We start from the raw sequence: 15619 nt of genomic DNA, 5'->3' as shown, positions 1-15619 counted from the left end.
ATCGTCAGATGTAAGCAATAACAACCCTCGCGGCGACGGTCGCGCGGACAAGAGAGAACCCGGATTATGCTGCAGTTCATACTCCGACGTCTGGGCCTTGTCATCCCAACGTTTATCGGTATTACATTACTCACCTTCGCGTTTGTTCACATGATCCCCGGTGATCCGGTGCTGATCATGGCCGGTGAGCGCGGTATTTCTCCTGAACGTCATGCTCAGTTAATGGCGCTGTTAGGTCTGGATCAGCCGCTGTGGAAACAGTACCTGAACTACATTAATGGCGTATTACATGGCGACCTGGGCATTTCACTGAAGAGCCGCATCCCGGTCTGGGATGAGTTTGTTCCACGCTTCAAAGCGACGCTGGAACTCGGCATCTGCGCCATGATATTTGCCGTTGCCATTGGTATCCCGGTTGGTGTGCTGGCGGCGGTAAAGCGTGGTTCGATTTTCGATCACACCGCCGTGGGCATCTCACTGACCGGCTACTCCATGCCGATCTTCTGGTGGGGCATCATGCTGATCATGCTGGTCTCGGTGCAGCTCAATCTGACACCGGTTTCCGGGCGGGTCGGCGACACCGTCTTCCTGGATGACAGCATGCCGCTGACCGGCTTTATGCTGATCGATACCTTCTTCTGGGGTGAGCCAGGCGACTTCCATGATGCGGTGATGCACATGATCCTGCCTGCCATCGTGCTCGGCACTATTCCGCTGGCGGTGATTGTGCGTATGACGCGATCGGCAATGCTCGAAGTGCTGGGTGAAGATTACATCCGTACAGCGCGTGCCAAAGGCCTGACGCGGATGCGCGTGATCGTGGTGCATGCGCTGCGAAACGCCATGCTGCCGGTGGTTACGGTCATCGGCCTGCAGGTCGGCACGTTGCTGGCCGGGGCGATTCTGACCGAAACCATCTTCTCGTGGCCGGGTCTGGGTCGCTGGCTGATTGAAGCGTTGCAGCGCCGTGACTATCCGGTGGTGCAGGGCGGTGTGCTGCTGACCGCAGTGCTGATTATTGTGGTCAACCTGCTGGTTGATCTGCTGTATGGCGTGGTTAACCCGCGCATACGTCACAAGAAATAAGGGGGCATCATGTCTGTTGTTGATCCCGGCAGCGTTACCGTTGCACCCAAGCCGATGACCCCGTTTCAGGAATTCTGGCACTACTTCAAACGTAACAAAGGCGCGGTCGTCGGTCTGGTTTACATCATCATTGTGCTGCTGTGCGCCATCTTTGCCGATGTGCTGGCCCCGCATGCCCCTGCTGAGCAGTTCCGCGATGCGCTGCTGCATCCGCCGGTCTGGCAGGAAGGCGGTAACTGGAGCTACATTCTGGGCACCGACGATGTGGGCCGCGATGTGCTATCGCGTCTGATGTACGGTGCGCGCCTGTCGCTGCTGGTGGGTTGTCTTGTAGTCGTACTGTCGCTGATTTTCGGCGTGATATTTGGCCTGCTGGCCGGTTATCTCGGTGGCGTGGTCGATGCCATCATCATGCGCGTAGTCGATATCATGCTGGCATTGCCAAGTCTGCTGCTGGCGCTGGTGCTGGTCGCCATCTTCGGTCCCTCAATCGTTAATGCCTCTATCGCGCTGACGTTTGTGGCGCTGCCGCACTATATCCGTCTGACCCGCGCCGCAGTGCTGGTGGAAGTGAACCGCGACTATGTGACCGCTTCCGGCGTGGCCGGTGCCGGTATGCTGCGCCAGATGTTTGTGAATATTCTGCCTAATTGCCTGGCACCGCTCATCGTGCAGGCGTCATTAGGTTTCTCCAACGCCATTCTTGATATGGCGGCGTTGGGCTTTCTCGGTATGGGTGCGCAACCGCCAACGCCGGAGTGGGGCACCATGCTCTCCGACGTTCTGCAGTATGCGCAAAGTGCCTGGTGGGTCGTGACCTTCCCTGGATTGGTCATTCTGCTTACCGTGCTGGCATTTAACCTGATGGGCGATGGTTTGCGTGATGCCCTCGACCCGAAACTCAAGCAGTAAAGAGGCACCGAGATGGCGTTATTAAATGTAGACAAACTGTCGGTGCATTTCGGCGACGATAAAGCACCGTTCCGCGCGGTTGACCGCATCAGTTATCAGGTTGAGCAGGGCCAGGTCGTGGGTATCGTGGGCGAGTCCGGCTCCGGTAAATCGGTAAGTTCACTGGCGATCATGGGACTGATCGACTTCCCAGGCAAAGTGATGGCGGAGAAGCTGGAGTTCAACCAGCGCGATCTGAAACGCATCTCCGAACGCGAGCGCCGCCAGCTGGTGGGCGCAGAAGTGGCGATGATTTTTCAGGACCCGATGACCAGCCTGAATCCCTGCTACACCGTGGGCTTCCAGATTATGGAAGCGATCAAGGTGCATCAGGGCGGCAATAAGCGCACCCGGCGTCAGCGGGCGATTGACCTGCTGAATCAGGTCGGGATTCCCGATCCTGCGTCACGGCTCGATGTCTATCCGCACCAGCTGTCGGGCGGCATGAGCCAGCGTGTGATGATTGCGATGGCAATCGCCTGTCGGCCTAAGCTGCTGATCGCCGATGAGCCGACCACGGCGCTCGACGTGACCATTCAGGCGCAGATCATTGAACTGCTGCTGGATCTTCAGCGGCAGGAGAACATGGCGCTGATCCTGATTACGCACGATCTGGCGTTAGTGGCAGAAGCGGCGCACCACATTATCGTGATGTATGCCGGTCAGGTCGTGGAGAGCGGTAAAGCGACCGATATCTTCAAAGCGCCGCGCCATCCTTATACGCAGGCGTTGCTGCGCGCGCTGCCGGAGTTTGCGGCCGACAAAGCGCGTCTGGCTTCACTGCCTGGCGTGGTGCCGGGCAAGTATGACCGCCCGGCTGGCTGTCTGCTTAACCCACGCTGCCCTTATGCGACTGACCTTTGTCGTCAGGAAGAACCTGAACTGCGCACCATTCCAGGACGCCAGTCCAAGTGTCACTATCCGCTGGACGATGCCGGGAGACCCACTTATGAGTCATGAAACCACGAAAGATCAGTTCCTGCTGCAGGCGATTGATCTGAAGAAGCACTACCCGGTGAAGAAGGGTCTGTTTGGTCAGGAGCGTCTGGTCAAAGCGCTGGATGGCGTCTCTTTTAATCTGGAGCGCGGCAAAACGCTGGCGGTCGTCGGCGAGTCAGGCTGTGGCAAATCCACCCTGGGACGCCTGCTGACCATGATCGAAACCCCGACTGAAGGCCAGCTTTACTGGCACGGCCAGGATCTGCTGAAACACGATCCCCAGGCGCAGAAGCTGCGTCGCCAGAAAATCCAGATCGTCTTCCAGAACCCCTATGGCTCGCTCAATCCGCGTAAGAAAGTGAGCCAGATTCTGGAAGAGCCGCTAGTGATCAATACCCAGCTCACGAAAGCGGAACGCCGCGAGAAGACGCTGGAGATGATGGCGAAAGTCGGCCTGAAAACCGAGCACTACGACCGCTATCCGCATATGTTCTCAGGCGGGCAGCGTCAGCGTATCGCGATTGCGCGTGGGCTGATGCTCGATCCGGATGTACTGATTGCCGATGAGCCGGTTTCGGCGCTCGACGTGTCGGTGCGCGCCCAGGTGCTGAACCTGATGATGGATCTGCAACAGGATATGGGCCTCTCTTACGTCTTTATCTCGCACGATCTGTCGGTGGTGGAACACATTGCCGATGAGGTGATGGTGATGTATCTCGGCCGTTGCGTAGAGAAAGGCAGCAAAGAGGCGATTTTCGCCAACCCGCGCCATCCTTATACCCAGGCTTTGCTGTCAGCGACGCCGCGTCTGAATCCTGACGACCGTCGTGAGCGCATTAAGCTGACCGGCGAGCTGCCCAGCCCGCTCAATCCGCCGCCAGGCTGCGCCTTCAATGCGCGCTGCCACCGACGTTTTGGCACCTGCGTGCAACTGCAACCGAAGCTGAAAAACTACGGTGGCCAGGAGATTGCCTGCTTCGCGGTCGATCAGGACGAGAATCAGCCGGTGGGTGTGGCAGAAAAGGTCAGCTGACGATTGGCAGCTCAGGCCGTTAATGCAGTGATGGCCCAGGGAGCATATGCTCTTCGCAAATACGCCATCCATGGCCCGCGATGCTTAGCTACAGGCGTATGCTCCCATCTCCTGAAGAGAGTTAGCCGTCTGTGGTTCTGATTTGGTAATGCAATACACCCTGAGCCAGTACAATTTCTTAAGCTGAAGGCTCCTTATTGGAGCCTTTTTTTATCTCAATTCTGCTGCAAACCGCACCGCTGGCGGACCGCCATCACGTTTCGGTTATTTCCCCTCTTTTTCCGTTATCAGATTTAATCTGTTTTTCTTCTGGCGAAATTCGCAGCGAAAAAAGATAAACAGGCTCAATCCCTTATGACAGCGATCGGTTTTTTTTGCGCCTGCGGCCGCCCGATCGTGGCTTAACATTGCGTTTATCATGTCACGTCTGGTTGTGCCAGGGGTTGTCAGAGCGGCTAAGTCTTAAAAATTATTGAAACATCGCAGATTAATTTAACTTAAACATCACTTATTAATTATAGGGGTTACTTATCTTATATTGGCTTTATTTTGCTGTAAGTGAATCTTTATGATTAAACTATTTTATTGAATATGCTTTATTTGTAATCAGGTTTTTCTGACTGACATTAAAGGGATGTGTTATATTCCAGGAAAAATCCTCCCTTGTTGCAGGCCACGGCCAATGAAGAATAATTACGATGATTTGCAGCGTTTTAAAGAGAAAACGCAAACGCTCGACATCGACTTTAAAGATATGTCTGGCCAGGCGCAGGAAGCGGCGGAACACAGTAAATGGGCTTTAATTCGTCAACTGGCGAAAGAGGAGCATCAGACCTCATTGGGTGGCGGTCAGCGTATCGACCTGCCGCAGCCACAGCCGCTGCGTGGAGATGAATTTACCGCACCACCACCTGAGGCACCGGCAAGGCCTGCCACACTCAGTGCGCAACCGACGACATCCGCCCGCAGCGCAATTCTCGATAGTCTGTCAGGCAGCAACCTGCCCACGGCCCGCACCGCTGAACGTGACCCTTCAGCACTGTTTCCGCCACCGCCGCCACCGCAAAAACGGGTTGCGGCTGATCCTGTTGCTGTATCACATGCTGAGCCAGTCCGGCCCGCCATGGTGGCGGATTTAAAGCCCACCATCACGCCTGCTACACCCCATTCTGAACCGGAACGGTTTGGTGCGTTGTTCCGCTCGCGCAACAGCGAACCGTCGAATCTGCCAAAAGAAACCTTACTCAAACCGTTACTGGAGAAGATTGCGCTATGCCGTTAGTTTGTGTGTGCTCGCCGAAGGGAGGGGTGGGGAAAACCACGCTGGCGGCGAATCTGGCCTGGAGTCTGGCGCGTTCCGGTAGCAAAGTTCTGGCCATTGATTTCGATGTGCAGAATGCACTGCGTCTTCATTTTGGCGTGCCGCTGCATGATGGCCGCGGATTTGTGGCGCGATCAGAAGAGCAGGCGGACTGGAGCCAGTCGATTCTTACCACCGGCGGCAATATCTTTGTCCTGCCCTATGGCAATGTCACCGAGCCACAGCGCGAACGGTTCGAAGAGAACCTGATGAAAGATCCCCACTTTATTAAGCGTGGTCTGGATACAGTACTTAATTATCCCGGTCTGGTGATTGTCGCTGATTTTCCGCCTGGTCCGGGTCCGGCCCTTAAAGCAATGACGGCGCTGGCCGATATGCATTTAGTGGTGATGTTAGCGGATACCGCCTCTGTGTCGTTATTACCGCAGATTGAAGAGAACCGGATGACCGGGAAACCGCTCAATAATAAGCAGGGGCACTATTTTATCCTGAACCAGTGCGATAACCGCCGGAATATTAATCGCGATGTCACTGCATTTATGCAGCAGCGTCTGGGCGATAATTTACTGGGCGTGGTTCACCGTGATGAAAGTGTGGGTGAAGCCAATGCTTCGCAGCAGTCCGTATATGATTTCAGCCCTGCCTCAGCAGCGGCATTTGATATTGAACTGATCGCCAAACGGGTCAGCAGCATTCTGAATATCACCGTGGGAAATGGCGAAGTTCAGGCTCCCATCCGCACAAATCATTTTTAGTCGGCTATTGCAGGCGACTGACTTAAACAGCTCTTCTCAGGGTGAATCATGAGTAAAATCGGGTTTTACCTGCTGCTGCTGGTGCTTGCACCCGTTGCCGCGGTGATCATCATTACGCCGATGGACAGCCAGAAACAGTATATTTTTGGTCTGATCAGCATCGGCATGATGTTTTTATTGGGTTTCAGCAAGAGCCGCAAAATAACCGTGGTGATGGTGATTCTCTCTGCCCTGATGTCCAGCCGCTATATCTGGTGGCGCACCACTGAGACGCTGCACTTTAATTCCGAAATCGAGGCGATATTAGGGATTGGCTTATATCTTGCGGAGCTTTACGTCTGGCTGATCTTAATTCTTGGCTTCCTGCAAACCACCTGGCCATTAAAGCGCACCATTGAGCCGTTGCCGGACGATACCCGTCTGTGGCCGACGGTCGATATTTATGTGCCGTCTTATAATGAAAGTCTGGATGTGGTGCGCGATACCGTGCTGGCGGCGCAGTGTATCGACTACCCGCGTGACAAACTCAAAATCTATCTGCTGGATGATGGCAAGCGCAGCGAATTTGCCCGATTTGCGGCGGATGTCGGGGTAGGGTATATCACCCGCGACGACAACAAACATGCCAAAGCCGGTAACCTCAACCATGCAATGAAAATCACCAAAGGTGAGCTGATTTGCATCTTCGACTGCGACCACGTGGCGACCCGCACCTTCCTGCAGGCGACGGTGGGGCCGTTTCTGAAAGATCCGAAGCTGGCGCTGTTGCAGACGCCGCACTACTTCTATTCGCCCGATCCCTTTGAGCGTAACCTGCGCGCTGCGCGCAGCATTCCTAACGAAGGCGCGCTGTTTTATGGCCCGGTGCAGCAGGGGAACGACAACTGGAATGCTACCTTCTTCTGCGGCTCCTGTGCGGTGATCCGTCGTTCGGCGCTGGAAGAGATTGGCGGCTTTGCCGTTGAAACTGTCACCGAAGATGCACACACCGCCCTGAAAATGCAGCGCCTGGGCTGGGGCTCAGCCTTCCTGTCGATCCCGCTGGCGGCCGGTCTGGCGACCGAACGTCTGGGTCTGCATATCATCCAGCGTACCCGCTGGGCGCGCGGCATGACGCAGATTTTCCGCGTCGATAATCCGCTGTTTGGCCGTGGCCTGAACTGGCAGCAGCGTCTTTGCTACCTCAACGCCATGCTGCATTTCCAGTTTGGCCTGCCGCGCGTTGCCTTCCTGACCGCGCCACTGGCTTACCTGCTGTTTAACCTCAATATTATTCACTCATCGGCGTCGCTGATTTTTGCCTACGTGCTGCCGCATCTGGTGATGTCGCTCTACGTTAACTCACGCATGAATGGCCGTTTCCGTTACACCTTCTGGGGTGAGATTTATGAGACGGTGATGTGCTTCCATCTGGTCATTCCGACCATCCTGACGCTGCTGTCGCCGAAACATGGCAAGTTTAACGTGACCGACAAAGGCGGTGTGCTGGATCAGGGCTTCTTCGATTTCCACATCGTGCGTCCGCACGTGATTGTGGCGCTGCTGCTGGGCATCGGCATTGTCGCTGGCGTAGTGCGTGCCGTGATGCATGACTATTTTGGCGTCGACCCTTACGTTATTGCGCTCAACGTCGGCTGGGCGATTTTCAGCCTGATTATTCTGATGGCGGCGATTGCCGTGGCGCGCGAAACCAAACAGGTGCGTAAAACCATCCGCGTTGACGTACAAATCCCGGCGATTATTCACTACGCCAGCGGCATTTCATCACGCACCCAGACCAGCAACCTTTCGATGGGCGGTGCACAGCTCGATGCGCCGGATGGCCGTCATGAAACGGATGAAATTGAAGAGATTGATCTGCTGCTGAAATCCGGCGCGATCACCATCCCGGTGAGTAAGATTTCCGGCGATGACGAGAGCATTCGCCTGCGCTTTGAAGCGATGCCGCTGGCGCGTCGTCGCGAACTGGTGCGTGTCGTGCTGGCGCGTGCGGACGCCTGGATCCAGCCAGAGTATAAGCAGGACAACCCGCTGATGTCGCTGGGCACCATTATTCGTACCGTATTTGAGCTGTTCTGGCTGACCTGGAAGGGGCGCCACGATAAACGTAAAAAAGTCGACCCGGTTGCCGCGGCGGCGAAAGAGGATGGCGCGGCATGAAGATCCTGACGCACACGTTGCTGGCCAGTTCACTGACCGCCGCGTTATGGCTGACGCCCGCTGGCGCCGAAACGCCGACGGCGATCGATAACAGCAGTGCCGCGCCGGTAAACAGTCCGGCTCCGACGCCGCCTGATGCTGCTGCAACCACCCAGCCAGCTGAGGCCACTGCAACCTCGAAATCTGCTGATGCCGCCACGAGTGTGCCGGTAACCAGTACGGCTCCGGCGTTGCCTGATGCGGCTGCAACCACGCAACCTGCCAGTGCAGCAGCGAGTGTGCCGGTAACCAGTACGGCTCCGACGCCGCCTGAGGCTGCTGCAACCACTCAGCCAGCTGAGGCCACTGCAACCTTGAAATCTGCTGATGCCGCCGTCAGTGTGCCGGTAAACAGTGCGACTCCGGCGTCGCCTGATGCTGCTGTAACCACACAGTCAGCTGAGGCCACTGTCAGTACACCCGCGGAAAATCAGGCCCCGGCCAGCGGTGCGGCGTATGTGACGCCACCTGCAACGCCTGTTAATCACGCTGCCACACCGGATGCCGGTTCAGCGCAGATGACGGCCCCGGTGAGTGTGGGCGGGTCAGCAGCGCCGTTAGTGCCGTTCGCGGCCCAGCCCGCGGAATCTGTACCGGCCTCTGCGCCACAGAGTGCAGTACCTGATGCCACGCCGACATCAACAAACTCTTCTTACGCACCAGCGGGTGAGGCAACATCAGCGCCTCAGGCGTCAGCGAACGGCGGGTCTTCTTCCGTCGCGCCGGTGACGAGCAGTGGCGCCGTGACCCAGGATAGCAGCGCGCTCTCCGCGGTGCCGCTGCCACAGGGGCTGAGCAATGCCGATCCGGCGCTGGAAGCGGCCGCCAGTGCGCTGCCCTACGCGCCGGGCCAGGCGACTGCGCCGGTTGCAGAACCGCAGCCACCTATCGCGTCGGCCATCAATCAGCCGATCAGCAGCGTGATTTCAGTGGCCCAGATGGGCCAGTCACGCGGCATTACGCTGACCGGCGGTCAGTTACAGTCGGGCATCACTTTTACTCTCCCCAGCGATGAAGTGATTACCAATGCGCGACTCAGTCTGACGCTGCACGTCTCCGCCGCGCTGGCGGCACGCAATACCTCACTGCAGCTGATGCTGAATGGTCAGCCGCTCGGCACGCTGCCGCTGGGAGCCACGGACAGCGACGTCAGTGATTATGAGCTGGATATTCCGGCGGCGATGGTGGTGTCGAACAACAACCTCAGTTTTAAAATCAACGATGCGGACAAGCTGCTGTGTGAGAAAGAGAGCGCACAGCAGTATCAGGTCACCATTCTGCCGAATACCACGCTGCACCTTGAAGGTCAGCAGCTCAATATTGGCACCCGTCTGCGCAACTTCCCGCGTCCGTTCCTGGATCCGCAGCGGATGACGGCGTCCACCATCACGATGGGCTTTGCCAGTAACGTCTCACCTGATGCGGTCAGCGCGGCTGCGCTGGTGGCTTCCTGGCTCGGCATTCAGAGTGATTATCGCGGCATCCGGTTCCCGGTGGTACGCGGCGAACTGCCGGAAAACAACGGCATCCTGTTTGGTCATCCTGGCGATCGAATCGGCACCCTGACGTTCCCGGCCAGTAATGGCCCGATGCTGCAGGTGGTGGATAACCCCAGTAATCCGGTTTACAAATTGCTGCTGGTCAGTGGTAACAATGACGATCAGCTGCGTCAGGCGGCGAACCGTCTGACGACGCAGCCTTTTACCACCGATGAGAGCCAGCTGCAGGTTCCTGTACAGACCATTGGCAACCGTAAACCTTACGATGCGCCGCGCTGGATTAACACTGACCGCCCGGTTCGCCTGAGCGAACTGCTGCGTAAAGATCAGAGCCTGACCAGCAGCGGCATCTGGCATGATGCGCTGCGGGTTAATTTCCGCGCCGCGCCTGATCTGTTCCTGTGGGATGGCGACACGGTGCCGGTCAATGTGCACTATCGCTTCCCGTCTGAAAGCTGGATTGATGAGGACAACTCGTTCCTTAACGTCATGCTCAACGGCACGTTCCTGCGCAACCTGACGGTGAACAAAGTTGGCCTGCTGGAGAACGCCTGGCATAGATTGGACGGTGATGCGCGTCAGGAGCAGTATCAGCTGAATCTCGAGCCCTATCTGATCTATGGCGATAACCAGCTGGCGCTCTACTTCAATATTAAACCCCGCGCCGATGCGCCCTGCGGCGTGCTCCTGAATAACAACATCAAGAGCCGGATTGAAGAGGACTCGTGGATCGATCTGAGCCATACCCGCCACTTCAGCATGTTGCCGAACCTCTCTTACTTTGTGGGTGCCTCGTTCCCGTTCTCGCGGCTGGCTGACTTCGGCCAGACCACGCTGCTGCTGCCGGAAACGCCCAGCGATGCTGAGCTGTCGACGCTGCTGGATCTGACGGCGCGAGCCGGAACCGCGACCGGCGTGGCGCTGACGCAGAATCAGGTGCTGTTTGGTCTGCCCACTGGCGGCACCCATCTGGCGCGCATACAGCAGAGCGATCTGCTGGCGGTCAGCACGACAGGTAACACGGCCTTTAATCAGGCGATGCTGGCGGCGTCACCTTATGATGCCACCAGCGGCACCTTTGGAGTTAAAGAGCCCGACACGCTGGAAAAATTACGCGGCTGGCTGACCGGCGACTGGAGTCGTCAGCAGCTGGATGCCGATCGTTACTTCTCATCCAACGAAGCGTGGCGGGGCTTTCTCAGCTACCGGTCGCCATGGAATCGCGATCGGCTGGTGGTGATGACGGTGGCAACCAGCGACGATCAGCTGTTGCGACTGCACAACGATTTAAGTTCGGCGCAGATTAACGCCGCAGTGCGGGGCGACACCGTGATTATCACCGATGAAAACGGCATTCGTAGTTTTCGCGTTGGTGCACAGTTCCCCAGCGGCGAGATGCCCTGGTACATGATGGTGGTATGGTATGCCAACCAGCACTCGGGGCTTCTGGCGGTGGCAGCGATGCTGCTCTCTGCGCTGGTGGGCAGTGCGGTCTGGGTGATGCTGAAGCATCATGCCTGGCGGCGTCTGAACCCGAAGCAGGGCCATGATTCCGGCAGGAAGTAAGGACAACAATAATGAAAAAAAATCCGTTAAGTGCCGGTATTCGTAAAGCGTTGCTGCTGGGCAGCGCGCTGGCCCTGTCACCGCCGCTGCTGGCGGCAGAAAGCGCCAATCCGGCGTTGCAGGCTCTGTTCGATCAGGCCTCCTACTGGCATCAGAAAGCACATGACGACCTGGCGAAAGCCTCACTGCAAAAGGTGCTGATGGTTGAACCCGGCAACACCCAGGCGCTCTATCTGCTGGCCCTCTATTCACAGCAGGGTGGCGACACGGCTGCCGCAGCGCAGTATCGCGCCCGTCTCAGCCAGGTCTCTCCCAGCGATCCGCACCTGAGCGAGCTGGATAATGCGCGCCAGATGCAGACCATTCCGCAGGCGCAGCTTTCGCTGGCACGTCAGCAGGCGCGCAGCGGCAACATTGCGGCGGCATTACAGACCTGGCGCAACACCTTCAGTGGTAATGAGCCGCCACCGAGCGTGGCGGCGGAATATTATCTTACGATGGCGGGTGACCGTACGCTGCTGCCGCAGGCCGTTGAGGCGCTGCGGCAGTTTGCGGCTCAGCATCCGCAGGATACCGGCGCACGGCTGGCGCTGGGTAAAGCGCTGACCTGGCAGGAACCGACCCGTCGCGAAGGCATTGAGGTGCTGAGTTCGCTGGCAAGTGGTAATCAGGATGCCGATCGTTCACTGCGACAGGCGCTGCTGTGGCTCGGTCCGCAGCCGTCAGACGCGGCACTCTATCAGACCTGGCAGCAGCGTCATCCGCAGGACTCCGCCGTCATCGACTACTATCGTAAAAATGTCGGTGGCGCAGAAAAAGGGGCCGGATTCAGCGCGCTGAACAGCGGTGATGTCGGCGGTGCGCAGTCCAGCTTTGAAAAAGTGCTGGGTGCGAATCCGCAGGATGCCGATGCGTTAGCGGGGATGGGCTATGTGGCCCAGCGAGCCGGACATTATCAGGAAGCGGCAGATTATCTGCAGCGGTCTGCTCAGCAGGGCGGCGATCAGGGTTCCTTGCGCCAGCAGCAGGCCGACGATGCCCGCTTTTATGCGCAGCTGGCCAGCGCGCAGCAGGCGCTGAAAAGCGGCGACACGGCGCAGGCGCTGACCTTAAGCGAACCGCTGGCCCAGGCTGACGGCGAAAAAGGGCTGGCCGCCAGGCTGTTCCGCGCCGACGTGCTACGCCGCACCAATCAGCCTGAGCAGGCTGAGCAGATCTACCGCACCATTCTGCAAAGTGATGCGGACAACCGCAGCGCCAAAGAAGGGCTGTTCTACGTTCTGCGTCAGCAGAATCGCAGTGCCGAAGCCAGTACGCTGCTGGGGGCACTGCCGGACAACGTACGTCAGAGCGTCACGCCACGCGCCAATGAAGCCGATGCGCTGCGTCAGCAGGCGAAGCGGCAGCAGGCGGCCGGTAACAACGCCGCTGCTATCGCGACACTGCAGCAGGGCATTCAGCGCTATCCCTCCGATGGCTGGCTGCGGCTCGATTTAGCCCGACTCTATCGTCAGCAGGGCGATACGCTGCTGGCGGCCAACGTGATGCAGCCGGTGATGCGCAACGGGGCCAGCACCAGCGAGCTCTATGCCGGTGCACTTAACGCCAGCGAAAGCGGTGGCTGGCAGCAGGCCAGCGCGTTGCTGTCGCGCATTCCCGCAAACGCACAGACGGCGGCGATGCGTGAGCTGGCGCAGCGGGTGAATTTCAATCTGCAGATGAGCACCGCCGATCAATATCTGGCGCAGGGCGCGATGGCCGCCGCCACCAATACCCTGAAAGCGCTCACGGTCACGCCGCCCGCTAATCCGGTGGATGCCGGAAACCTGGCGCAGAAGCTGGCAAAAGCGGGCGATCTCACCAGCGCGGTATCAGTGGTGCGGACGAACCTGCAGCGTGGCGTACAGGGCAATGCGGGCGATTATGCCGCGCAGATGGCGGTGCTGAATCAGGCAGGCCTCGGCAGTGAGGCGCAGCGCTTCCTCAGCAACCCGGAGCTGCAGGCGCGCAGTACCCCGGCGCAGCTGGCCGGTATTCGTAACGGCTATCTGATTAACGAAGTGGATCGCCTGCGGCAGCAGCGGCAGTACGCAGTGGCCTATGACAAGCTGATAGGTGCGCTGCAGCAGGATCCGCAGAACCGCGATCTGATGTTCGCGATGGCCCGTCTCTATCAGGACGGTAAGATGAACCGGGATGCGGGAGTCGTGTATGACTACCTGATGACCCAGGATACGCCGACCCAGGATGCGCGTGTCGGGGCCATCAACGTCGCGCTGGCGCAGAACAATGTGCAGCGCGCCAGTGAACTGAGCCGCGGCCTTAACAGCACCACGCAGACTCCGGATCGCCTGCTGCTGCTGGCGCGGGTCGCTGAAGCCAATGGCGAGCATTCACAGGCGATGGCGTATCTGCGTTCGGCACGCGGGCAACTGATTGGCCTGCAGGGCGTGCAGTCTGGCAGTGTGCCGACCGTGGGCGGCCTGGCGCTGGCGGACAATCCGTTTATCAACCGCACCACCTCGCCGGTGGGACGTTCACCATCCAGCTACGGTACCGTGCTGCCGTGGCAGGCGGCACCAGTGGCGGCTACTGCGGGGGTGACCACGCAGGATGAACCGGCAGCGGGCAGTAAAACGGTTTCTCAGCAGTCACGGATTCTGCATGACATCGACACCATGATGGATTCGCTGCAGGAGAAAACCGGCACCTGGAGTCAGGGGATGGTGCAGGTACGCGGGCGCGATGGCGAGTCGGGCCTGAGCAAGCTGACGGAAGCCAAAGCGCCGCTGACCTTCTCTACCGTGCCGTTTGAACAGGCGCGTCTCGACTTTACCGCCACGCCGGTCTCACTGACGGCGGGCAGTGGCGCAGCTGATGCCTGGCGTCGTTTCGGCACCAATGCGCTGAGCCAGGGCCGCGTCGTGGCCGCAGGCGGCGCGACGGTCAATGACCTGCCCAACGCGACTACCGATTCGCAGACCGCTTCTGGCGTCGAGCTGAATCTGGCGCTGAAAGGCGACAGCTACAAAGTGGATATCGGCAGTACGCCGCTGGGCCAGGATCTCAGTACGCTGGTCGGTGGCGTGCAGTGGTCACCGAAACTGACCGACTTCCTGACGCTGATCCTGACCGGTGAGCGTCGCGCGATTACCGACAGCCTGCTCTCTTATGTCGGCGCAGAAGATAAAACCAGCGGCAAACGCTGGGGACGGGTCACGAAGAACGGCGCGAACGCCCTGTTAAGCTATGACAATGGCGATGCGGGCTTCTACGCTGGTGGCGGCGCTTACAGCTACCTTGGCGAGAATGTCGCCAGCAACAACAGCCTGCAGGCGACTGCCGGGGCCTATGTCCGTCCGTTCCACAGTGACGATCGCGAGCTGAAAGTGGGCATGAATCTGGCGTGGATGGACTTCTCAAAAAATCTCAGTTACTTCAGCTATGGGCAGGGTGGTTACTTCAGCCCGCAGAACTACGCGTCGGTCTCGTTCCCGATAGAGTTCACCCGCAAATTTGACGATTTAAAAGTCAATATCGGCGGTGCAGCCGGTTATCAGACCTACAGTCAGGATAAGAGCGCGTACTTCCCGTCGGATGCCAGCCTGCAGTCGGCGCTGGAATCTCTTGCTGCCAGCGGCAGCGTGAAAGACGCTTACTACTCTGGCGGCAGTAAAAACGGCATCGGCTATAACCTGCACGCCGGAGCGGACTACAAACTCAATAAAGATGTGACGATTGGCGGCCAGCTGGGTTATGACACCTTTGGTGACTACAACGAAAGCAGCGCCCGGCTCTATGTCCGTTACCTGTTCGGAGAGAAGTAATGAGTGAACATTCGGGGGTATCGCATCCTTATCAGCCGGGCTGGTTTGACCTGGTCAGCGTACTGATTGACGGGATGATCGCCAACGCCGGTCAGCAGGAGGCGGAAGCCTTTCTCTACAGGATGGGTGAATCGCTGGCGACCCGCTATCCTTTGCCAGAGTCGCGCACCGTGCAGGATCTGGAGCGCGAGGCCAACCTGCAACTGGCGCGGTTTAACTGGGGCTTTGTGCAGCTTCAGCCGGAAGAGAAGGCGCTGCTGATTGCGTATCACGCCTTACCGGCAGGCGACAGTCTTCCTTCTCCGGCTGACTGGCAGGCGGCATTTGGTGCGGTCATCGCCGGACTTTTTTCAGGCTGGTTGCAGGGCCAGGGCGGCAGCAGAATGGTGCCGGTGACGCTTGAACTCAACGATGGCAGCACGCTGCACTATCGATATCAATAG

General features: G+C 58.3%; 10 protein-coding genes. All 10 read left to right on the top strand.

Annotated elements, in window-relative coordinates:
• The first annotated feature begins 66 nt into the window (after positions 1-66).
• A complete protein-coding gene (gene dppB, locus N1689_RS17655) occupies positions 67-1086 on the top strand; it encodes a dipeptide ABC transporter permease DppB (RefSeq protein ID WP_013359638.1) in 1020 nt (339 codons plus the stop codon).
• A gap of 9 nt (positions 1087-1095) precedes the next feature.
• The gene (dppC, locus tag N1689_RS17650) at positions 1096-1998 is read left to right on the top strand and encodes a dipeptide ABC transporter permease DppC (RefSeq protein WP_013359639.1); all 903 of its coding nucleotides are present in this window, start codon (positions 1096-1098) and stop codon (positions 1996-1998) included.
• 12 nt (positions 1999-2010) lie between these two features.
• Positions 2011-2997, top strand: a complete 987-nt coding sequence (gene dppD / locus N1689_RS17645) for a dipeptide ABC transporter ATP-binding protein (RefSeq protein WP_033784396.1) — start codon at positions 2011-2013, stop codon at positions 2995-2997.
• Entirely contained in the window at positions 2987-4009 is a 1023-nt protein-coding gene (dppF, locus tag N1689_RS17640; protein WP_013359641.1) for a dipeptide ABC transporter ATP-binding subunit DppF, read from the top strand. Before dppD ends, dppF begins: the two co-directional genes overlap by 11 nt.
• 682 nt (positions 4010-4691) lie before the next feature.
• Entirely contained in the window at positions 4692-5291 is a 600-nt protein-coding gene (bcsO, locus tag N1689_RS17635) for a cellulose biosynthesis protein BcsO (protein ID WP_161734191.1), read from the top strand.
• Positions 5282-6085: a cellulose biosynthesis protein BcsQ gene (bcsQ, locus tag N1689_RS17630; RefSeq protein ID WP_161734193.1), complete on the top strand. Its 804-nt coding sequence runs from the start codon at positions 5282-5284 to the stop codon at positions 6083-6085. The genes bcsO and bcsQ overlap by 10 nt, the downstream gene beginning before the upstream one ends.
• Positions 6086-6133: 48 nt before the next feature.
• Positions 6134-8245, top strand: a complete 2112-nt coding sequence (bcsA, locus tag N1689_RS17625; RefSeq protein ID WP_161734195.1) for a UDP-forming cellulose synthase catalytic subunit — start codon at positions 6134-6136, stop codon at positions 8243-8245.
• Positions 8242-11349 (top strand): cellulose biosynthesis cyclic di-GMP-binding regulatory protein BcsB, encoded by a 3108-nt coding sequence (gene bcsB / locus N1689_RS17620; RefSeq protein WP_260059602.1) that lies wholly within the window; start codon positions 8242-8244, stop codon positions 11347-11349. The genes bcsA and bcsB overlap by 4 nt, the downstream gene beginning before the upstream one ends.
• A gap of 11 nt (positions 11350-11360) precedes the next feature.
• Positions 11361-15176, top strand: a complete 3816-nt coding sequence (locus N1689_RS17615; protein ID WP_222924771.1) for a cellulose biosynthesis protein BcsC — start codon at positions 11361-11363, stop codon at positions 15174-15176.
• Positions 15176-15619, top strand: a complete 444-nt coding sequence (gene bcsD / locus N1689_RS17610) for a cellulose biosynthesis protein BcsD (protein WP_253420639.1) — start codon at positions 15176-15178, stop codon at positions 15617-15619. Before N1689_RS17615 ends, bcsD begins: the two co-directional genes overlap by 1 nt.

It is taken from the genome of Pantoea sp. XY16, from assembly GCF_025153065.1.
Classification (GTDB): domain Bacteria; phylum Pseudomonadota; class Gammaproteobacteria; order Enterobacterales; family Enterobacteriaceae; genus Pantoea; species Pantoea alfalfae.
Note: the sequence above shows the minus strand (reverse complement) of the source record. Positions and strands in the feature narration are given on the sequence as shown.

Bases quoted from the DNA above. Each gene is read 5' to 3' on its own strand.
- dppC (WP_013359639.1), top strand. From the start codon at position 1,096: ATGTCTGTTGTTGATCCCGGCAGCGTTACCGTTGCACCCAAGCCGATG.
- bcsQ (WP_161734193.1), top strand. From the start codon at position 5,282: ATGCCGTTAGTTTGTGTGTGCTCGCCGAAGGGAGGGGTGGGGAAAACC.
- dppB (WP_013359638.1), top strand. From the start codon at position 67: ATGCTGCAGTTCATACTCCGACGTCTGGGCCTTGTCATCCCAACGTTT.
- bcsD (WP_253420639.1), top strand. From the start codon at position 15,176: ATGAGTGAACATTCGGGGGTATCGCATCCTTATCAGCCGGGCTGGTTT.
- dppF (WP_013359641.1), top strand. From the start codon at position 2,987: ATGAGTCATGAAACCACGAAAGATCAGTTCCTGCTGCAGGCGATTGAT.
- bcsB (WP_260059602.1), top strand. From the start codon at position 8,242: ATGAAGATCCTGACGCACACGTTGCTGGCCAGTTCACTGACCGCCGCG.
- dppD (WP_033784396.1), top strand. From the start codon at position 2,011: ATGGCGTTATTAAATGTAGACAAACTGTCGGTGCATTTCGGCGACGAT.
- bcsO (WP_161734191.1), top strand. From the start codon at position 4,692: ATGAAGAATAATTACGATGATTTGCAGCGTTTTAAAGAGAAAACGCAA.
- bcsA (WP_161734195.1), top strand. From the start codon at position 6,134: ATGAGTAAAATCGGGTTTTACCTGCTGCTGCTGGTGCTTGCACCCGTT.
- N1689_RS17615 (WP_222924771.1), top strand. From the start codon at position 11,361: ATGAAAAAAAATCCGTTAAGTGCCGGTATTCGTAAAGCGTTGCTGCTG.